The sequence below is a fragment of the Thioclava sp. ISO4 genome (assembly GCF_058105145.1).
This window is the reverse complement of record NZ_CM176571.1, coordinates 3,882,044-3,900,597: the sequence shown is the minus strand read 5'-3', so window position 1 is coordinate 3,900,597 and position 18,554 is coordinate 3,882,044. Positions and strand designations below refer to the sequence as shown.

Annotated in this window: 19 protein-coding genes; 14 read left to right on the top strand and 5 right to left on the bottom strand. The window is 64.6% G+C overall.

Annotation, left to right across the window (positions count from 1 at the left end; all coding sequences use genetic code 11):
* Window positions 1-56 precede the first annotated feature (56 nt).
* Window positions 57-425: a hypothetical protein gene (locus AC2TZ7_RS18955; RefSeq protein ID WP_098411897.1), complete on the bottom strand. Its 369-nt coding sequence runs from the start codon at window positions 423-425 to the stop codon at window positions 57-59.
* Window positions 426-935: 510 nt separating this feature from the next.
* On the opposite strand from AC2TZ7_RS18955, the gene AC2TZ7_RS18950 reads away from it, so the two are divergent.
* Entirely contained in the window at window positions 936-1,946 is a 1,011-nt protein-coding gene (locus AC2TZ7_RS18950; RefSeq protein ID WP_152843656.1) for a PhoH family protein, read from the top strand.
* Between the two features lie 305 nt (window positions 1,947-2,251).
* Here the strand turns inward: AC2TZ7_RS18950 and AC2TZ7_RS18945 are convergent, their stop codons facing one another.
* Window positions 2,252-2,500 carry an accessory factor UbiK family protein gene (locus AC2TZ7_RS18945; RefSeq protein ID WP_078520603.1) on the bottom strand — a complete coding sequence of 83 codons (249 nt, stop codon included), beginning with the start codon at window positions 2,498-2,500 and terminating at the stop codon, window positions 2,252-2,254.
* Window positions 2,501-2,626: 126 nt separating this feature from the next.
* On the opposite strand from AC2TZ7_RS18945, the gene lgt reads away from it, so the two are divergent.
* The 5 genes from lgt (at window position 2,627) to AC2TZ7_RS18920 (ending at window position 6,837) form a co-directional block, all read left to right on the top strand.
* Entirely contained in the window at window positions 2,627-3,529 is a 903-nt protein-coding gene (gene lgt / locus AC2TZ7_RS18940) for a prolipoprotein diacylglyceryl transferase (RefSeq protein ID WP_489866847.1), read from the top strand.
* Window positions 3,526-4,608: a class I SAM-dependent methyltransferase gene (locus AC2TZ7_RS18935; protein ID WP_489865377.1), complete on the top strand. Its 1,083-nt coding sequence runs from the start codon at window positions 3,526-3,528 to the stop codon at window positions 4,606-4,608. Before lgt ends, AC2TZ7_RS18935 begins: the two co-directional genes overlap by 4 nt.
* 25 nt (window positions 4,609-4,633) lie before the next feature.
* Window positions 4,634-5,386, top strand: a complete 753-nt coding sequence (gene pgeF / locus AC2TZ7_RS18930) for a peptidoglycan editing factor PgeF (RefSeq protein ID WP_078520602.1) — start codon at window positions 4,634-4,636, stop codon at window positions 5,384-5,386.
* A gap of 181 nt (window positions 5,387-5,567) precedes the next feature.
* Window positions 5,568-5,723, top strand: a complete 156-nt coding sequence (locus AC2TZ7_RS18925; protein WP_176536059.1) for a hypothetical protein — start codon at window positions 5,568-5,570, stop codon at window positions 5,721-5,723.
* Between the two features lie 439 nt (window positions 5,724-6,162).
* Complete coding sequence (locus AC2TZ7_RS18920; protein ID WP_489865376.1) at window positions 6,163-6,837, top strand: Hint domain-containing protein; 675 nt, start codon at window positions 6,163-6,165, stop codon at window positions 6,835-6,837.
* 126 nt (window positions 6,838-6,963) lie between these two features.
* Here AC2TZ7_RS18920 and AC2TZ7_RS18915 read toward each other — a convergent pair whose 3' ends face one another.
* Complete coding sequence (locus AC2TZ7_RS18915; RefSeq protein WP_489865375.1) at window positions 6,964-8,781, bottom strand: M3 family oligoendopeptidase; 1,818 nt, start codon at window positions 8,779-8,781, stop codon at window positions 6,964-6,966.
* Window positions 8,782-8,999: 218 nt separating this feature from the next.
* Here AC2TZ7_RS18915 and AC2TZ7_RS18910 point away from each other — a divergent pair, with 218 nt between their 5' ends.
* From AC2TZ7_RS18910 to AC2TZ7_RS18895, 4 genes are read left to right on the top strand one after another with little or no spacing between them, the layout of a single operon-like run.
* Window positions 9,000-10,412, top strand: coding sequence for a circularly permuted type 2 ATP-grasp protein (locus AC2TZ7_RS18910; protein WP_098411892.1), 1,413 nt, complete (start codon window positions 9,000-9,002; stop codon window positions 10,410-10,412).
* 4 nt (window positions 10,413-10,416) lie between these two features.
* Window positions 10,417-11,379, top strand: coding sequence for an alpha-E domain-containing protein (locus tag AC2TZ7_RS18905; RefSeq protein WP_098411891.1), 963 nt, complete (start codon window positions 10,417-10,419; stop codon window positions 11,377-11,379).
* The gene (locus tag AC2TZ7_RS18900; protein WP_098411890.1) at window positions 11,376-12,188 is read left to right on the top strand and encodes a transglutaminase family protein; all 813 of its coding nucleotides are present in this window, start codon (window positions 11,376-11,378) and stop codon (window positions 12,186-12,188) included. Before AC2TZ7_RS18905 ends, AC2TZ7_RS18900 begins: the two co-directional genes overlap by 4 nt.
* Window positions 12,189-12,220: 32 nt before the next feature.
* Complete coding sequence (locus AC2TZ7_RS18895; RefSeq protein ID WP_098411889.1) at window positions 12,221-12,946, top strand: proteasome-type protease; 726 nt, start codon at window positions 12,221-12,223, stop codon at window positions 12,944-12,946.
* Here AC2TZ7_RS18895 and AC2TZ7_RS18890 read toward each other — a convergent pair.
* Both AC2TZ7_RS18890 and AC2TZ7_RS18885 read right to left on the bottom strand, forming a co-directional pair.
* A complete protein-coding gene (locus AC2TZ7_RS18890) occupies window positions 12,927-13,910 on the bottom strand; it encodes an alpha/beta hydrolase (protein WP_489865374.1) in 984 nt (327 codons plus the stop codon). The two genes, AC2TZ7_RS18895 and AC2TZ7_RS18890, sit on opposite strands and share 20 nt — an antisense overlap.
* A complete protein-coding gene (locus AC2TZ7_RS18885; protein ID WP_098411887.1) occupies window positions 13,910-14,197 on the bottom strand; it encodes an SCP2 sterol-binding domain-containing protein in 288 nt (95 codons plus the stop codon). The genes AC2TZ7_RS18890 and AC2TZ7_RS18885 overlap by 1 nt, the downstream gene beginning before the upstream one ends.
* 134 nt (window positions 14,198-14,331) lie before the next feature.
* On the opposite strand from AC2TZ7_RS18885, the gene AC2TZ7_RS18880 reads away from it, so the two are divergent.
* From AC2TZ7_RS18880 to fdxA, 4 genes are all read left to right on the top strand, one after another.
* The gene (locus tag AC2TZ7_RS18880) at window positions 14,332-14,835 is read left to right on the top strand and encodes a tetratricopeptide repeat protein (protein ID WP_246831868.1); all 504 of its coding nucleotides are present in this window, start codon (window positions 14,332-14,334) and stop codon (window positions 14,833-14,835) included.
* 19 nt (window positions 14,836-14,854) lie between these two features.
* Entirely contained in the window at window positions 14,855-17,686 is a 2,832-nt protein-coding gene (locus AC2TZ7_RS18875) for a helicase-related protein (RefSeq protein ID WP_489865373.1), read from the top strand.
* 8 nt (window positions 17,687-17,694) lie between these two features.
* Window positions 17,695-17,985, top strand: a complete 291-nt coding sequence (locus AC2TZ7_RS18870) for an RNA-binding S4 domain-containing protein (RefSeq protein WP_098411885.1) — start codon at window positions 17,695-17,697, stop codon at window positions 17,983-17,985.
* Between the two features lie 101 nt (window positions 17,986-18,086).
* Window positions 18,087-18,425 carry a ferredoxin FdxA gene (gene fdxA / locus AC2TZ7_RS18865; protein WP_078520521.1) on the top strand — a complete coding sequence of 113 codons (339 nt, stop codon included), beginning with the start codon at window positions 18,087-18,089 and terminating at the stop codon, window positions 18,423-18,425.
* Window positions 18,426-18,554: the final 129 nt, after the last annotated feature.

Below are 18,554 nucleotides of genomic sequence, written 5' to 3'. Positions count from 1 at the left end.
TCAAATGAAAAGGGCCGCGTGATCCGCGGCCCTTCTTGATTGGGAAAGCTGGCCGATCAGTTCGGGCCGGGCGGGTCGTTCGCGATCGCTTTCAGAAGTTCTTTACGCAGGCCTTCCGGGTTGCCCACGAGGCTCTCGTTCTTGCAGATCTGAGTCGCGAGGCCGTTCGCATCGCCGTAATCGTAGCCGAAGGCGACCAGATCATCGACGAAGCTGCCCTGCGGGTGATCCCAGATCGTCTCGCGCCACGGGCCGCGGAAGCAGTCGATATGAATCTGTTGCTTGCGGGTCGGCCCGCAGACGGTCTTGTTGTTGACGTGATCACGCCCGACCGGGCCGGTGTAGCAGCTCGTACCGGCCTGGGCGGCGCCAGCGAATGCCATACCGGTGAGCAGCGCGGCGGCGGTGATTGCAATGGTCTTCATCTCTCGAGACTCTCCTGATCGGGCAGCGGAATTACATACGGCGCTCAGAATCGCTCCGATCCCGGCTCCGTCTGTGCGCAGTTTGCCCTGAACGAACCCAAATTGGCGAGACTTTGTCGATATTTGCCGGGTTTGTGGGAACAATAGCCAAAAAAGTCGGCGGGTGTTCCGCTTGCTGCGACAGTTCTCGCGCTAGGGTTGTGGGGCGTTTGGCTTTTGCCGCGCGATTCTGCGCCACGGAGGCCCTTTTTCGCAGCCAGCGATTCGGCGGTCATGATGCGGCGCGGCGAAGAGGTGGCGTTTCGATCAGTGTATCGGCGCGCATCCCCTTGCGAAACCGGAATTGCCTAATAAATAGGCAATGCGGCCAAGCGGAACCGCGCCTGCGTTTTTTGGTTTCAGTTTGATGAAATTCGCCGCCGCGCCTAGGAGGGCGGGAAACCAGTGCTTGCGTGAATCCCCCGAGGCAGGCACCATATCTTTACCAAACCAGCTAAGGAGACTCTGTATTTGGGCTTCAGCGCGATCACACCCCCGCCTCGCTCTCAGGATGCTCACGAGACGCTTCTTGAGTTCCCCAACAACCGGCTGCTGATCGATCTTTGCGGTGAATTCGACCGCAATCTGGCCCAGATAGAGCACAAGCTTCAGGTTCACATCCTGCGGCGCGGCAACCAACTGGCCGTGGTGGGCGAGCCCGAAGCGCAATCGCAAGCCGCCGCCGTGCTGCATCAGCTGTATCAACGCCTTGAACAGAACAAGCCGATCGACGCCGAAGAGGTGGATGCGGCGCTGCGCATGGCCGATCTGGGTGGCACCGGGACCACGGTCGATGAACAGCTTGAAATGTTCGAGGCGGGTAAGTTCGAGATCCGCACCCGCAAGAAGCAGGTCGAGCCGCGCACCGAGGCGCAGAAGGCCTATGTGAAGCATCTCTTCGAGCACGAGCTGGCCTTCGGGATCGGGCCTGCGGGCACCGGCAAAACCTATCTCGCGGTGGCTGTGGGTGTGACCATGCTGATCGGTGGTCATGTCGACAAGATCATCCTGTCGCGTCCGGCCGTCGAGGCGGGCGAGCGTCTTGGCTTCCTGCCCGGCGACATGAAGGACAAGGTCGATCCCTATATGCAGCCGCTCTATGACGCGCTGAACGATTTCCTGCCGGCCAAACAGCTCGCAAAACTGCTGGAGGAGAAGCGGATCGAGATCGCGCCGCTCGCCTTCATGCGCGGTCGCACGCTGTCGAATGCCTTCGTGGTGCTCGATGAGGCTCAGAACGCTTCGACCATGCAGATGAAGATGTTCCTGACCCGTCTGGGGCAGGGCTCGCGGATGGTCATCACCGGCGACCGCTCTCAGGTGGACCTGCCGCGCGGGATGCCCTCGGGCCTTCAGGATGCAGAGCGCATCCTCGGCCATGTCGAGGGGATCAGCTTCAACTACTTCACCGCGAAAGACGTCGTGCGTCACCCGATGGTCGCGAAGATCATCGACGCCTACGATCAGGCGGAAGGCGAGTAAGGCCGCGAGGCTTTCGACGGAGTTTCAATCTGCCCGCGCCTCGGCGCGGGCATTTTGGTTTGTCGGGAGGATTGCGGAAGGGACGCGTCCGAGCCTCGGGTGGGCGCTTTGTAGCGTGGGTGGCTTGGCGCTTTATCCTCGCAAGCCCGAACGACATTCGAGCCCGCGCTGACATCGCCAATGCGCCCTCCCGGGGGGAGGGTCGGGCGCGGCCCGGGGCTTGTCGCCCCGTGCTAAGAGGGCGGCTTTAACGAAAAACGCCCGGCCATGACGACCGGGCGTTTTCAAATTCCATCGCGAAGAGTTCAGCTCTCGGACTTGCCTTCGAGCGCCTCGATGCGGGCCTTCAGCGCTTCGTTTTCCTCGCGCGCTTTCTGTGCCATCGCACGGACCGCGTCGAACTCCTCGCGGGTCACGAGGTCGCGGTCGGCCAGCCAGCGGTCCATCCAGCTTTTCATCGCCGTCTCGGCCTCGTCCTTCGCGCCTTGGGCCACGCCCATCGCGTTGGTCATCAGCTTGGACATTTCGTCGAACATCTTGTTGGGCGGCTGCATCGGCATCCCCTTGCGGTCAATTTTTGCTTCCCTGTCTATATGGGCCCCGGCGGCCTCGCTGGCAAGGTTGACTTCCCGGCCCGCGCAGGGCTTTCTCGCGGCGATTTCTGACAGGAGACCGCCTTGCTGCCTCTCGCCATTCCCTTCCCCGATTTCGATCCGGTCGCCATCACGATCCCCGGTCTCGGCCTGCCGATCCGTTGGTATGCGCTGGCCTATATCGCGGGGCTGATCGCGGGCTGGCAGATCATCGTGGCGCTTATGAAGCGCGATACGCTCTGGCCGGACAACCGCTCGCCGATGGAGCACGGCAAGGTCGAGGACCTGCTGACGGCGGTGATCATCGGCGTGGTGCTGGGCGGGCGGCTTGGCTTCATCCTGTTCTATGAACCGGCGTGGTATCTGGCCCATCCGCTCGATATCGTGAAGGTCTGGCAGGGCGGCATGTCCTTCCACGGGGGCTTTCTGGGCACGCTGCTCGCGGGGTGGTGGTTCGCGCGACGGCATGACGTGCCCAAGCTGCAACTGGCCGATGCGATGGCGCTGGTCGCGCCGATCGGGCTGTTCCTCGGGCGGATCGCGAATTTCATCAAGCCCGAGCTTTGGGGGCGGCCCACGGACGTGCCGTGGGGCGTGATCTTCCCCGGTGAACTGGCGCAGACATGCCTCGGGATCGCGGGACAGGTGGATGGCACCTGCGCGCGCCATCCCTCGCAGCTCTATGAGGCGGGGCTGGAAGGGCTGCTGCTGGGCCTGATCCTGTGGAGCATGGTGTGGTTCGGTCGCTCGCTGAAGCGCCCGGGGCTGAGCCTCGGTGTGTTCCTCATGGGCTACGGCGCCGCGCGCGCCTTTGTCGAGCTGTTCCGGCAGGGCGATCCGCAATTCGTGACCCTCGGCAATCCCTATGGCCACGTGATCCGCTTCACCGATGGCTGGGGCCTGACGATGGGGCAGGTGCTGTCGCTGCCGATGATCGCGGTGGGGCTGTATTTCGTGATCCGCGCGCTTCGGGCGCCGAGAGCCTCGTGACCCCGCTGGGCGACATCCTTGCCGCGCAGATCGCGGCGGAGGGGCCGATGCGGCTCGACCGTTATATGAGCGCCTGCCTGCTGCATCCCGAGCACGGCTATTACGCCACCCGCGATCCGTTCGGGCGCGCCGGCGATTTCATCACCGCGCCGGAGATTTCCCAGATGTTCGGCGAGATGCTGGGGCTGTGTCTGGCGCAGGCCTGGCTGGATCAGGGCCGGCCCGCCCCCTTCGTGCTGGCCGAGGCCGGGCCGGGGCGTGGCACGCTGATGGCCGATATGCTGCGCGCGATGAAGGCGGTGCCGGGGATGGTGGAGGCCGCACAGGTCCATCTGATCGAAGCCTCGCCCACCTTGCGCGAAATCCAGCGCGAGACGCTGGCGCCGCATCAGATCACGTGGCACGAGACGATCGACGGCCTGCCCGAGAGGCCGATTTTCCTCGTCGCGAACGAGTTTCTCGACGCGCTGCCGATCCGGCAGTTCCAGCGGGACGGCGACGGCTGGGCCGAGCGGCAGGTGGGGCTGTCCGACGACGGCACGCTGACGCCCGGCCTCGCGCCGCCGTCGCGTCTCGAGGCGCTGGAGGCGCGCATGGCCGACACCGTGCCGGGCGACGTGGTCGAGGCCTGTGCGGCTGCGGTGAATTTCACCGAGACGCTGGCCGCGCGGATCGCGCGTCAAGGCGGCGCGGCGCTGCTGATCGACTATGGCAACTGGCATTCCAAGGGCGACACGTTTCAGGCGCTCAAGGGCCATGAGCCCGTCGATCCCTTTGCGGAGCCCGGCGAGGCGGACCTGACCGCCCATGTCGATTTCGAGCCTCTGTCGCAGGCCGCGCAAGACGCGGGGGCCGCCGTCTCGGGCATGACCGCGCAGGGCGTTCTGTTGGAGCGGCTCGGCATTACGGCACGGGCGCAGCGCCTCGCGGAAGCGTTATCGGGGGCCGCGCGCGAGACCCATATCGCCGCGCATCGCCGCTTGACCCATCCCGAGGAAATGGGTCACCTGTTCCAAGCTCTGGCGATTGTCGCACCCGCTGCGCCGCTGCCGCCGGGGTTCGATCCGAAGACCATCTGAGCTATTGAGGAACGCGATGTCGACGATGCTCGAAATTCTGACCTCACCCGCCTTGGGAACCGTGAAGCACGGGTTCTTCACACGCAAAGGCGGCGCGTCCTCGGGTATTTTTGCGGGGCTCAACTGCGGTCCCGGCTCGTCGGATCAAAGCGAGGCGGTGCGCACCAATCGCGCCCGCGCGGCCGATGCGATGGGCGTGGAGCTGAACGCGCTGCAAGGCGTCAATCAGGTGCATTCGCCCGATGTCGCGGTGATCGAGGAGATCACCGATCCGCCGCCGCGCGCCGATGCGGCCGTGACCAAGGTGCCGGGCATCGCGATTTCGATCCTGACCGCCGATTGCCAGCCGGTGCTGTTCTCCGACCCGAAAGCGGGCGTGATCGGCGCGGCCCATGCGGGCTGGCGCGGCGCGATGGAGGGTGTGCTGGAGAACACGCTCGACGCGATGGAGCGCTTGGGCGCGCATCGCGAGAACATCACGGCGGTGATCGGGCCGTGCATCTCGGTCCATTCCTACGAGGTCGGCGAAGACTTCATGGAGCAGTTCCTGATGGAGGACATGGACTACAGCCGGTTCTTCTCGCCCGGCCCCTCGGGCAAGCCGCATTTCGACCTGCCGAGCTTCTCGCTGCACCGGCTGCGCGAGGCGGGCGTCGGCGAGGCGGAATGGATGCGCCGCTGTACCTATCAGGAGCCCGAGCGCTTCTATTCCTACCGCCGCACGACCCATGCGGGCGAGGCCGATTACGGGCGTCTGCTCTCGGCGATCCGGCTCTGATCCGGGCGCGCGGGCGGCGCGCTTTGCGATATTGGCGGGGCGGCTGAGACAATCCGCCTTGCCGCATTCCTTCGTTTCCTTGCGCGAAAAAATCCAACTCCCGCCCCATGCTGGCCCCATTACGCGGGCAGAACAGTCCCGAACCGGATCGAAAACGATCTCGAGACGAGGGGACAAAGACATGAACAAGACTCAACCGACCCGCCGCTGGATGAAAGCCGCCGTGGCTTCCGCACGCGACTGCGACACGCGGATGCCCTGGGCCCGCAAGGCGCGCCCTTCGCAGGCCAGCCGCGCTGTGGCGTCTGCCTCGCGCCGGGTCAGCGCCGCACAGTGAGCTCCCTTCTCGCGCGGCGATCGTAATTGGTCATGCTGATCGCCGCGCGAGACCTGGCCGGGCGCTGCCACGCCCGGCCATTTTCATCACCCGTCTCCAGTGTCTCTGGGGGCGGGTGATTCGCTTTGAATGTGGTGAGACTGTGGCGGTTTGTGCGCGGTGGAGAAACGTGCCGTTAGGGCAGGGGCTGACTGCTTGGCGATCACGCGACAATCGCTTCAATAATTTGACGCCTGTGCAGGTTTTAGCCATGTTGTGAGCGTCTCTCTGCAACCGGTGGGGGCCGATGCAGCCGTGAGAAGACCGAAAGGCCTATCGCATGAATCTACCCCACCGGACGGCAGCTGCCGCGCTACGTCCCACCGAAACCGAACCGCCTCTGCCGCGCCCTTTGCGTGCGAGTCCGAACGCGCCGAAACGCGCCCTGCGCGCCTCGGCGATGACCCGCCGCTATGCCGCGTGGTGGCTGGAGGCGAACGGCTTCATCGAAGAAACCTCCCGCGTCGCCCCGGCGATCCCGCTGTTCGAAGAGGCGTTCTCCGCCTTGGCGCGCGGTGCCGTGATCGCGACCGAGGAGGGCCCGGTCTCGGTTGAGGATCTGGTGCCCGGGATGCGGGTTCTGACCGCCGACGAGCGTGTCGAGACCGTCACCTGGAAAGGCTCGATGACGATGTTCCCGGCGGCGAAGGATGTGGCCGCGCGGATGATCCGCGTGACCGCCGAAGCCTTCGGACATGGCCGCCCGTCGCAGGATCTGGTGTTGGGCCCGCATGCGCGGATTTGCCTGCGCGATGCCCGGCTGCGCGGGCGTCTGGGCATCGAGGCGGCCTATGCGCCGATCGCGGCCTTCGTCGATGGGGTGAGCGTCATCGAGGTTACGCCGATCTCGCCGGTCTCGGCCTATCATCTGGTGCTGGAGCAGCACGGCTCGCTCAAGGTCGGCGGCATGGAGGTCGAGAGCTTCCACCCCGGCGAAGGGTTCGAGCGGACGATCGACCCGCGGATGGCCGAGCTGTTCCTCGCGCTGTTTCCGCAGATGGACAAGCTGCGCGAATTCGGTCCGATCGCCGCGCCGCGGCTGACCCGTTTCGAGGTCGAAGAAATGCTGATCTGACCGGGGCCTGTAAGGGGTAAAGGTTCCGGTTGGCGATGACTGTGCTTGTGGGGAGACAGTCACGGAAACGCCGCGCGTTGAGAACCTCGCGCGGCGTTTTTTCGTCTTCAGACAGGCGAGGGAGGATTACTCCTCCATCGCCTCCAGCTCGTCGATGAAGCCTTCGATCATCGACAGGCCCTTGTCCCAGAAGGCCGGGTCGGATGCGTCGAGGCCGAAGGGCGCGAGCAGTTCCTTGTGGTGCATCGAGCCGCCCGCTTCGAGCATCGCAAAATACTTGTCCTGGAAGCCCTCGGGCGCGGCCTCGTAGGCGGCGTAGAGCGCGTTCACCAGGCCGTCGCCGAAAGCGTAGGCATAGACGTAGAAGGGCGAGTGGACGAAGTGCGGGATGTAGGACCAGAAGGTCTCATAGCCCTCCATGAACTCGAATGCCGGGCCGAGGCTTTCGCCCTGCACCGACATCCACAGCGCGTTGATATCCTCGGGCGTCAGTTCCCCTTCGGCGCGGGCTGCATGCAGCTTGCACTCGAAATCGTAGAAGGCGATCTGGCGGACGACCGTGTTGATCATGTCCTCGACCTTGCCGGCCAGAAGCGTCTTGCGCTCTTCCTTGGTCTTCGCGGCAGCCAGCAGCTTGCGGAAGGTCAGCATCTCGCCGAACACCGAGGCCGTCTCGGCCAGCGTCAGCGGCGTGTTGGCCAGCATCTCGCCCTGTTTCGCCGCCAGCACCTGATGGACGCCGTGGCCCAGCTCATGCGCCAGCGTCATCACGTCGCGCGGTTTGCCGAGGTAGTTGAGCATCACATAGGGGTGGACGGTCGTCACGGTCGGATGCGCGAAGGCACCCGGCGCCTTGCCCGGTTTTACGCCCGCATCGATCCAGCCTTTGTCAAAGAAGGGCTGCGCGATATCGGCCATGCGCGGATCGAAGCCGGAATAGGCGTCGAGCACGGTGTCCTTCGCCTCGTCCCACATGATGTCGCGCGGGGCCTCGGTGGGCAGCGGCGCGTTGCGGTCCCAGACCTGCAGCTTGTCGAGGCCGAGCCATTTCGCCTTCAGCTTGTAGTAGCGATGCGACAGGCGCGGGTAGGCCGCGACCACGGCGTCGCGCAGCGCCTGCACCACTTCCGGCTCCACGTCGTTCGACAGGTGGCGACCGGTCTGCGGCGTCGGCATCTTGCGCCAGCGATCCTCGATTTCCTTTTCCTTCGCCAGCGTGTTGTGGATGCGCGAGAAGGTGCGGATGTTCTCGCCGAACACATTCGCCAGCTCTTTCGCCGCCGCTTCGCGCTTTTCGCGATTGTGGTCGGAGAGAAGGGTGGTGGTAGCCTCAAGGCTCAGCTTCTCGCCCTGCACCTCGAATTCCAGCGCGGCGGTGGTCTCGTCGAACAGACGGTTCCACGCGGCGGCGCCGACGACCGATTGATCGTGCAGGAATTTCTCCAGCTCGTCGGAGAGCTGATAGGGCTTCATCGCGCGCATCCGGTCAAACACCGGCTTGTAGCGGGCGACCTTCGAATCGGCGAAGACGGTCTCGTAGGTCTCATCCGGGATGCGGTTGAATTCGAGGCTGAAGAAGACGAGCGGCGTGGTGTAGGTGGTGATCTTGTCCTGCGCGTCGGACAGCAGCTTCACCCGCGCCGGGTCGGTCGTGTTCTGGTAATAGCGCAGGCCCGTATAGGACATCACGCGGCCCGCTTTCTCGTCGATCTCCTCGTAGCGCTTGATGCACTCTGCCATGCCCGCCGCATCGAGATCGGCCAGTTTGCCTTCATAATCGGCGGCGAACTCGGCGCAGGCTTTTTCCAGCCACGCCATGTCCTTGGTCAGTTCCGGCGCGTCGGGCGCGGGATAGAGATCGCTCAGATCCCATTCGGGCAGATCGCCGAACGCCCCTGCATTTGAATTCGCATCGAAAACGGGGCGGCGGGGTGTGAGCGTCATGGGGTTCCTCGTGTCTGATCGGTTGCTTTCCAGATAGGGTCAGGGGCGCCATCCTGACAAGGGCGCGGGGTCGCTCGGCGCTGCACAATTTTTCGGCAGATGCTATGAAATGAACTTTTCCCCGACGCGGCGCGTTGCATAACATCGGCCATCGCCTTTTACTCGGGGGGTACAGGGCCTAGACATAAATAAAAGACTAGGGGGACTTAACCGGCGCGATGACAGAGTATTTCAACGAGATGTTCGACGGCGGCCAAGTGCGTCAGCCCTATACCGGACTCGACGGCTGGATGCGCGAAATGCCGTCCGAGTTGCGCGCGATGAAGCAAGCCGAGGCCGAGGCGCTGTTTCGCAGGATCGGCATCACTTTTGCCGTCTATGGCGAGGGCGGGGACCCGGACCGTCTGATTCCCTTCGACATGTTTCCGCGCGTTTTCACCCAACCGGAATGGCGCAAACTGGAGCGCGGCATCAAGCAGCGCGCCCGGGCGCTGAATGCCTTTCTGCTCGACGTCTACGGGCGCGGCGAGATCGTGCGGGCGGGGCGAATCCCGGCGCGGCTGGTCTATCAGAACGACGCTTACGAACGCGCGGTTTCGGGCTTTATCCCACCGCGGGGCATCTATTCCCACATCGTCGGCGTCGATCTGGTGCGCACCGGGCCGGATCAGTTCTATGTCCTCGAAGATAACTGCCGTACCCCGTCGGGCGTCTCCTACATGCTGGAGAATCGCGAGATCATGATGCGGATGTTCCCGCAGCTGTTCCGCGAGAACCGGATTGAGCCGGTGGATGGCTATTCGGATGCGCTGCGCCGCACCTTGGCGTCGGTCGCGCCGACGAAATGCGAGGGCGAGCCGACGGTCGCGATCCTCACGCCGGGCCATTTCAACTCGGCCTATTACGAGCATTCTTTCCTCGCCGACCTGATGGGCGTCGAATTGGTGGAAGGCCCGGACCTGTTCTGCGAAGGCGGCTTCTGCTGGATGCGCACGACGGAAGGCCCGAAGAAGCTCGACGTGATCTATCGCCGGATCGACGACGCATTCCTCGACCCGCTCTGCTTCCGCCCGGATTCGATGCTGGGCATTCCGGGGCTGATGGATGTCTACCGCTCGGGCGGCGTTTCGATCTGCTCGGCGCCGGGGGCCGGCGTGGCGGACGACAAGGCGATCTACACCTTCGTGCCGGAAATGGTGCGCTTCTATCTGGGCGAAGAGCCGCTTTTGGAAAACGTGCCGACCTGGCAATGCGCCAAGAAGGACGACTGCAAATACGTTCTCGAAAACCTCTCCGAGCTGGTGGTGAAGGAAGTTCACGGCTCGGGCGGTTACGGGATGCTCGTCGGTCCGAAATCGACCAAGGAGCAGATCGAGAATTTCCGCCACAAGATCGAGGACAATCCCGAGAACTACATCGCCCAGCCGACGCTGGCGCTGTCGACCACGCCGACCTTCGTGGAAGAGGGCGTGGCGCCGCGTCACGTCGATCTGCGGCCCTATTGCCTTGTCGGTGAGAAGGTCGAGCTGGTCCCCGGCGGGCTGACCCGCGTCGCGCTGACCGAAGGGTCGCTCGTCGTGAACTCCTCGCAGGGCGGGGGCGTGAAAGACACCTGGGTTTTGGCGGAGTGATCGGATGCTGAGTAGAACCGCTGAAAACCTGTTCTGGGTCGCGCGCTACATGGAGCGCGCGGAGACGATGGCACGGCTTCTGGAGGTCGGCGCGCGGATCGCGCTGACGCCCTCGACCGGGCATGGCTACCGCTCGGAATGGGAGAGCCTGCTGCAAGCCTCGGGCACTGCCGACGGCTTCTCCGAGAAATACGGCGACCCGGTGCAGCGCAATATAGAGAGCTACCTGTTCTTCGACCGCGACAACCCGTCCTCGGTGATTTCCTGCATCGAACGGGCGCGGGAAAACGCCCGCATCGTGCGCACGGCGATCACCGGTCAGGTCTGGGACACGCTCAACACCGCGTTTCAGGAGATCCGCCAGATCGAGCGTCAGCCGCGCTCGGAATGGGAGATTACCGAGCTCTGCGAGTGGGTGACCCGGCAATCCGCGCTCCTGCGGGGCGCGATGGACGGCTCGATGCTGCGCAATGACGGGTTCTTCTTCATGAATCTCGGCTATGCGCTGGAGCGGGCCGACAACACCGCGCGCCTGATCGACGTGAAGTATTTCGTGCTGCTGCCTTCGGTGGAGATGGTGGGCTCTGGCCTCGACAATTATCAATGGCAGGTGCTGCTGCGCGCGCTGCAATCCTACCGCGCCTTCCACTGGGCCTATGGCGGCGAACTGACGGCGTCGAAGATCATGCACTTCCTGATCCTCAACCCGGCCAGCCCGCGCTCGCTGATGTCGGCGACGCGCAAGGCGATGCACCATCTCGACAATCTCGAAAGTTTCTATGAGGTCGCGCCGGGCACCGGCCTGCCGCAGATGCGCGCCAAGGCGCTGATGACCGAGCTGAACCAGACCAAGGTCGCCGAAATTGTCGACGAGGGGCTGCACGAGTTCCTCACCCGCTTCATCGGCGAGATCGGGCAGCTGACCGCGCTCGTTCAGCAAACCTACCTGTCGGGAGATGCGCGATGATCCTCACCGTCAACCATGTCACCACCTATGATTACGACGCGCCGATGGGCGCTGCGGTCCAATCTTTGCGCATGTTCCCCTCGCGCTTCGAGGGCCAGCGCGTGATCGAATGGGATGTCGCGGTCGAAGGCGGTCTCCGCGGTGGGTCGTTCCGCGACGGCGCGGGCGACCGCGTCGAAGGCTGGTCGATCCGTCCGCCGGTCGACGAGGTCGCGATCACCGTGAAAGGGCAGGTCGAGACCTTCGATACCTCGGGCGTGCTGCGCGGTCATCGCGAGCTGGTGCATCCGATGGCGTATTTGCGCGAGACCGTCGCGACCTGGATCGACGACAGTCTGGCGGCGCTGGCGGAAGAGGCCATTTCGGGGGCGACGGAAGATCTCAACCGGGCGCATCGCCTGAGCGCCGCGATCTCCGAGGCGATCGAGTACAAGCCGGGGGCCACCCATTCCCACACCACCGCCGCCGAGGCGCTGGCGCAGGGCGAGGGCGTCTGTCAGGACCATGCCCACGCGCTTGTCGCCGTGGCCCGCTCGGTCGATCTGCCCGCGCGCTATGTCTCGGGCTACCTGTTCGCCACCGATGACGGTACGCCGCACGAGGCCGCCCATGCCTGGGGCGAGATCTGGGTCGCGGGGATCGGCTGGATCGGCTTCGACCCGGCGAACAAATGCTGCCCCGACGAGCGTTACATCCGCCTCGGCTCCGGGTTGGATGCGCGCGAAGCCGCGCCGATCCGTGGCATCACCCAAGGCTCGGGTGAGGAGCGACTGCACGTCACAGTTGCCTTGGACCAAGTCCAGCAATAGATTGCGCGCTTGTCACGGATCAGGGAACGAACATGACCTATTGCGTAGGCCTCTTGCTGAACGAGGGGATGGTGCTGCTGTCGGACACGCGGACGAATGGCGGGCTCGACAACATCGCGACCTATCGCAAGATGTTCACCTTCGAGGAGCCCGGCGAACGGGTGATCGCGATCATGACCGCGGGCTCGCTCTCGGTCACGCAAACGACGCTTGCGCGACTTCGCGAAGCGGCCGATGCGAGCGACGCGACGGGCGACAGTTCGATCATGGAAGCGCCGACGATGCTGAAAGTGGCCGAGATCATCGGCAACACGATGGCCGGCGTGCGCAAGGACATCACGAGCCGGATGGATGCCGAGCGGGTCTCGACCTCGGCTTCGATGATCGTCGCGGGCCAGCGCGCGGGCGGCGAGATGCGGATGTTCCTGATCTACCCGGAAGGCAACTTCATCGAAGCGACCGAGGACACGCCCTTCCTGCAGATCGGCGAGCATAAATACGGCAAGCCGATCCTCGATCGCGTGGTGCGTCCCGACACCAACCTGATCGACGCTCAGAAGGCGGTGCTTCTGTCGATGGATTCGACGCTGCGCTCGAACCTCTCGGTGGGCATGCCGCTCGATCTCGCGGTGATCAAGAAGGACGACTGCCGGATTTCCAGCCAGCGCCGCATCGAGGCGGGCGACAGCGATTTCGCGGAAATGTCGGAAGCCTGGTCGAACGCGCTGCGCGACAGCTTCACGCAGATTCAGCTTTGACCGGCTCGCGGGCTTCCAGCCCGCCCGCCGCGTCGAACAGCGCGGCGCAGCCGTCGTAGAAGCGTTTCCGCGTCGCGGGGATTTCCATCATCAATTCGTGCTCGGCGTCCGGGATGACGTCCAGCGTGCCTTTCGGCCAGCGTCCCATCCGGTCATGGACCGCGGGCGTGTGCACGATCTTCTCCACCCCGCCCAAGCCGCAATAGCAGGGCAGGTCGGGGGAGGGCAGGGCGGCCAGCGCCTCGCATTCCAGCAGACTCTCGGCGACCCAGTGGATCGTCGGGCCGGCCAGCGTCAGTTCGGGATGTTTCGCGGCGTGGTCGACCAGCCAGGCCCACATTTCGGGATCGCGGGTCAGGCGGTTCGCCTCGAAACTGTCGCGATAAACGTAAGTGGTGCCGTTCATACCGGGCGGATAGCTGTTCGCGAGGAAGCCGTCGCCCAGAAGGTTCGCCAGCACGATCCGGAACGGGTGCAGCACCGGCGAGGTGGCGATCCCCCACATCGGCGCAGAGAAAGCGACCGCGTTGAAGCGGTGGTGTTCGTGCATCACCGCGCGCAGCGCGATCGCGCCGCCCATCGAGTGGCCCACGATGTAATAGGGTTGCGGCAGGCCCAGCTCGTCTGCGGCGGCGATCACCGCGTGCAGATCCCACTGGTAGTCCTGCAAGCCGCCGACATGGCCCTTTTCGGGCGCGTCGGGCAAAAGCCGGTCGGCCAGGCCTTGCCCGCGCCAGTCGATGGCGAGCATGGCATAGCCCCGGGCCGCGAATTCCGCGGCCGCAGGGCCGTATTTCTCGACATATTCGGTGCGCCCGCATCCCAGAAAGACCGTGCCGCGTGGTTGGGGCGGGGCAGGCCAATGTGCGAAGCGTATCCGCACACCGTCTTCCGCCGTCAGCCAGTAGGCCGCGCCCCCCTCGGGGCCGCGTGCGATCTCTTCGAAAAGCGGGGCGCGTTCCATCAGGCGAGCGCCGCGCCCAGCTGCATGGCGAGGCCCATCGAGCCGTCGACCGAAAGCTTGCCGGACATGAAGGCCGCAGTCGGGTTCACATCGCCGTTGAGCATGCCTTCGAAAGTCTCGCGGTCGGCGGTCAGGACCACCTCGGCGTCGTCGTCGCCTGCGCGCACGCCGTTCTCGTCGGCAATGATCGAGCCTTCATCCTCGATCACGAATTTTGCAGTCGAAGAAAACCCATCGGGCAGTTTCGCCCGCAGCGCCTCAACGGCCTTGTCGATAACCTCGCTCATCGCGTCCTCCAATTTTGATGGCCGGGCTCTCGCATTCTCCGGCAATTGCATTACAGTCATGATTTATGTGGCAGCGATTTGACAGATACAAATGTGTCGTCACGGCATTTTGCTTTTCGGCGATGCTGGGAACAATGGCGGCATTCCCCGCCAGCGCCGAAACTGCGGGGCTCGAGCCGTATTTCAAAGAGTTGGCCGATCCGAACGATCCGGGCTGGTCGCGGGCCGAGGCGGACATCCGCAGGGCGTGGTCGCGCTCGGGGTCTGCGGCGATGGATTTGCTGTTCAAGCGCGGCGAGGATGCACTGGACGCGGGCGACACCGAGGCCGCGATCGAGCATTTCACGGCGCTGACTGACCATGCTCCCGATTTTGCCGCTGGCTGGAACGGGCGGGCGACGGCCTATTTCATGGCTGGGCTGTACGGGCCTTCGGCGGCGGATATCGCGCGCACCCTGAAGCTGGAGCCGCGTCATTGGGGCGCGCTTGCCGGGCTGGGGGCGATCCTCGAAGAGATGGGCGACGACAAGCGTGCGCTTGAGGCCTATCAGAAGTCTTTTGCCTTGAATCCGCATCAACAGGATGTGAAAGACGCCATTGCGCGCCTCGATAAGGCGCATCAGGGCACGGCTCTTTAAGGGCTGGAACGGAGCTGCGATGCAAGGCGGGCGGATCACGGCCGTTCTGGGGCCGACCAATACTGGCAAAACCCATTACGCAATCGAGAGGATGCTGGCGCATCGGACCGGTGTCATCGGGCTGCCGCTGCGGCTGCTCGCACGCGAGGTCTATGACCGGATCGTGGCGCAGCGTGGGCCTTCGGTCGTGGCGCTTGTCACCGGCGAAGAGCGCATCGTGCCCGAGCGCACGCAGTATTGGGTCTGCACGGTCGAGGCGATGCCGACGGGGATCGGCGCGGACTTCCTTGCCATCGACGAGATCCAGCTGTGTGGCGATCCCGAGCGGGGGCATGTCTTCACCGATCGGCTGCTGCATGCGCGCGGGCTGCACGAGACGCTGTTCCTCGGCTCCGAGACGATGCGCGGGGCGATCGCGGCGCTGGTGCCGAAGGTGCAGTTCACGAAGCGCGAGCGGTTTTCCGAGCTGACCTATTCCGGCTCGAAGAAAATCTCCCGGATGAAGCCGCGCTCGGCCATCGTCGGGTTCTCGGTCGAGAATACCTATGCGATCGCGGAACTGATCCGCCGCCAGAAGGGCGGCTGCGCGGTGGTGATGGGGGCGCTGTCGCCTCGCACCCGCAACGCGCAGGTCGAGATGTATCAGAATGGCGACGTCGATTATCTGGTCGCCACCGATGCGATCGGGATGGGGCTCAACCTCGATATCGACCATGTCGCGTTTTCGGCCACCTCGAAATTCGACGGGCGGCGGATGCGTCCGCTTTTCCCGCATGAGCTGGCGCAGATCGCAGGCCGGGCAGGGCGCCACACCACCGACGGCACGTTCGGCGTGACGGGCGAGGCGCGACCGCTGCAGCCCGAGGTGATCGACGCGATCGAGAACCACCGCTTCGCGCCGCTGCAGCGTCTGCAATGGCGCAATGCGCGGCTGGAATTCGGCACCGTGGACCGGCTGATCCAGTCGCTCGATGCGCGGCCAGAGGGCGAATGGCTGACCAAGGGGCGCGAGGCCGACGATGCGCGCGCGCTCAAAGTGCTGGCTGACGATCCGGCGATCCGCGACCGCGTCACCAGCCCAAAGGATGTGCAACTCCTCTGGGATGTCTGCCGAATCCCCGATTTTCGTTCGATTTCCGAGGCCGAACATGCAACGCTTCTGGCGCGCATCTTCGAGTTCCTGCAATCGGGCAAGGGCGTGCCCTCGGACTGGCTTGCACGTCAGATCGAGCGTATCGACAGGACGGGCGGCGATATCGACACGCTCTCGCGTCGTCTCGCCTTCATCCGCACATGGACCTATGTTGCGCAACGCAAAGGGTGGGTCGATGATGAAAGCCATTGGCGCGAGGCGACCCGCGCTGTAGAAGACCGCCTGTCGGACGCGTTGCATGGCGCGCTGACGCAAAGATTTGTGGACCGGCGCACCTCTGTGTTGATGCGCCGGCTCAAGCAGAAGGAGACCCTCGTGGCCGAGGTGAACGACAAGGGCGAAGTGACGGTTGAAGGCGAATTCGCGGGCCGTTTGGAAGGATTCCGGTTCAAGCAGGACGAGACCGGCTCGCCCGACGAGGCGAAGATGCTTGCCCGCGCGGCCTACGAGGCGCTTGCGCCCGAGTTCAGCCTGCGCGCGGACCGCTTCTACAATGCCCCCGATACGGAGATGGATTTCACCGAGCAGGGCGGGCTGATGTGGGGCGAGGCCGCTGTCGGCAAGCTGGTGAAGGGGCCCGATCTGCTGAAGCCGACCGTGCAGGCATTCGTCGATGACGAGGCGGGCGCGGATGTGGCCGAGAAGGTCACGCGCCGTCTGCAGCATTTCATCGACCGCAAGGTCGCCGCTTTGTTCGAGCCGCTTCTGGCGATGAGCCGCGACGAAGAGCTGACGGGTCTCGCCCGCGGCTTCGCGTTCCGCATGGTGGAATCGCTGGGCATCATCCCGCGCGAGCAGGTCGCCGCCGAGGTGAAGGATCTCGATCAGGACGCGCGCGGTTCTCTCCGCAAGCACGGTGTGCGCTTCGGTCAGTACACGATCTTCATGCCCGCGCTTCTCAAGCCCGCGCCGACGCGTCTGCGGCTGGTGCTGGCCTCGCTGTGGTCGGGCGCGGATGAATTCCCCGAAAGCCCGCCTCCGGGTCTCGTGACGATTCCGAATATCGACGCGTTCGATGCCGAGACCTACCGTCTGTCGGGCTACCGTCCCTCGGGCGCGCGGGCGATCCGCATCGACATGCTCGAACGTCTCGCCGATCTGCTGCGCACGCAGGACAGCCGCGGCGGGTTCGAGGCCAATCCGGACATGCTCTCGATCACCGGCATGACGCTGGACCAGTTCGCCGATCTGATGGGCGGTCTGGGCTACAAGGCCGAGAAGGGCGAGCGCGCGAAGGTGAAAGCCGCCGATCTCGAGAAGGCCGAAGAGCAAGCCGGTGCCGAGGCGCTCAAGACCGAGCAGGCCGACGAGGCGAAAGCCGAGGCTGGCGGCGGCGAGCAGCCTGCCGAGACCCATCCCGAGGCGGAGGCGGCGGCCGAGGCCGGCGGTGACATGGTGGCGGCCGGTGATGTGGCCAGCGACGAGGTCGAGGTGTTCTACACCTTCACCTGGGCGCCGCGTCCGCGCGGCAACCGTCCGCCGCGCCGTGAACAGGGCCAGGGTGGCAAGCCCGGTGGCGAACGTGGCGAGCGCAAGGGCGGCGGCAAGCCGCATGGCAAGCGCGACGGTCACAAGGGCAAGAAGGGTGGCAAGCCGCAAGGCGCGCGCAACTTCGAGGCCCGTCCGCCGAAGAAGGACAAGCCGGTCGATCCGGACAACCCCTTCGCGGTTCTGGCTGCCCTCAAGGACAAGAAGTAACGACCCGCATGGCTGACGCGCCCGAGCGCATCCGCATCGACAAATGGCTCTGGCAGGCGCGGTTCTGTAAGACCCGCGGCCTCGCGCAGGAGCTGGTGCAGGGTGGCAAGGCGCGCGTCAACGGTCAGCGTATCGACAAGCCCGGCCGGGCGATCGGGCCGGGCGATGTGCTGACGCTCCGGCTTGGCAAAGGTCAGGACGCCCGGATCTGCGTTTTGCGGGTGCTGGACTGCGGCACGCGGCGCGGTCCGGCGGTCGAGGCGCAGGCGCTTTACGCATTGCTCGAACCGGACGGGTAGGCTGTGCGGAATGCCGCAGCGAAAAGCTCGGGCTCTCTCTTGAAAGAGGGGGCATCCCCCGCTAGGACGGGTCAGGAAGCTGTTCAATCGGGGTTTCACCAATGACCTACGTCGTCATCGATAACTGCATCAACTGCAAATATACCGACTGCGTCGAGGTCTGCCCGGTGGATTGCTTCTACGAGGGGGAGAACACGTTGGTGATCCATCCTGACGAATGCATCGACTGCGGCGTCTGCGAGCCGGAATGCCCCGCCGATGCGATCCGTCCGGATACCGAGCCGGGAATGGAATCCTGGGTCGAACTCAACCGGAAATATTCCGAACTCTGGCCGGTGATCACCCAGAAGAAAGACCCGATGCCGGACGCCGAGAAACATGACGGCGAGAGTGGCAAGCTGGAGAAGTATTTCTCCGAGGCCCCCGGCGAAGGCGACTGACGGGTCGGTGATTCTGACCAATTTGCCCGATTCTGAGCGAATTGGGGCAGTTTACGCTGCGACAATCTGTCAAAATGCGCCGCATAACCCACTGAAATCGTATGATATTACCCATGCGCGACAGTAACG

Bases quoted from the DNA above. Each gene is read 5' to 3' on its own strand.
- AC2TZ7_RS18955 (WP_098411897.1), bottom strand. From the start codon at position 425: ATGAAGACCATTGCAATCACCGCCGCCGCGCTGCTCACCGGTATGGCA.
- AC2TZ7_RS18945 (WP_078520603.1), bottom strand. From the start codon at position 2,500: ATGCAGCCGCCCAACAAGATGTTCGACGAAATGTCCAAGCTGATGACC.
- pgeF (WP_078520602.1), top strand. From the start codon at position 4,634: ATGCTCGAAATTCTGACCTCACCCGCCTTGGGAACCGTGAAGCACGGG.
- AC2TZ7_RS18925 (WP_176536059.1), top strand. From the start codon at position 5,568: ATGAACAAGACTCAACCGACCCGCCGCTGGATGAAAGCCGCCGTGGCT.
- AC2TZ7_RS18920 (WP_489865376.1), top strand. From the start codon at position 6,163: ATGACCCGCCGCTATGCCGCGTGGTGGCTGGAGGCGAACGGCTTCATC.
- AC2TZ7_RS18915 (WP_489865375.1), bottom strand. From the start codon at position 8,781: ATGACGCTCACACCCCGCCGCCCCGTTTTCGATGCGAATTCAAATGCA.
- AC2TZ7_RS18910 (WP_098411892.1), top strand. From the start codon at position 9,000: ATGACAGAGTATTTCAACGAGATGTTCGACGGCGGCCAAGTGCGTCAG.
- AC2TZ7_RS18905 (WP_098411891.1), top strand. From the start codon at position 10,417: ATGCTGAGTAGAACCGCTGAAAACCTGTTCTGGGTCGCGCGCTACATG.
- AC2TZ7_RS18900 (WP_098411890.1), top strand. From the start codon at position 11,376: ATGATCCTCACCGTCAACCATGTCACCACCTATGATTACGACGCGCCG.
- AC2TZ7_RS18895 (WP_098411889.1), top strand. From the start codon at position 12,221: ATGACCTATTGCGTAGGCCTCTTGCTGAACGAGGGGATGGTGCTGCTG.
- AC2TZ7_RS18890 (WP_489865374.1), bottom strand. From the start codon at position 13,910: ATGGAACGCGCCCCGCTTTTCGAAGAGATCGCACGCGGCCCCGAGGGG.
- AC2TZ7_RS18885 (WP_098411887.1), bottom strand. From the start codon at position 14,197: ATGAGCGAGGTTATCGACAAGGCCGTTGAGGCGCTGCGGGCGAAACTG.
- AC2TZ7_RS18880 (WP_246831868.1), top strand. From the start codon at position 14,332: ATGGCGGCATTCCCCGCCAGCGCCGAAACTGCGGGGCTCGAGCCGTAT.
- AC2TZ7_RS18875 (WP_489865373.1), top strand. From the start codon at position 14,855: ATGCAAGGCGGGCGGATCACGGCCGTTCTGGGGCCGACCAATACTGGC.
- AC2TZ7_RS18870 (WP_098411885.1), top strand. From the start codon at position 17,695: ATGGCTGACGCGCCCGAGCGCATCCGCATCGACAAATGGCTCTGGCAG.
- fdxA (WP_078520521.1), top strand. From the start codon at position 18,087: ATGACCTACGTCGTCATCGATAACTGCATCAACTGCAAATATACCGAC.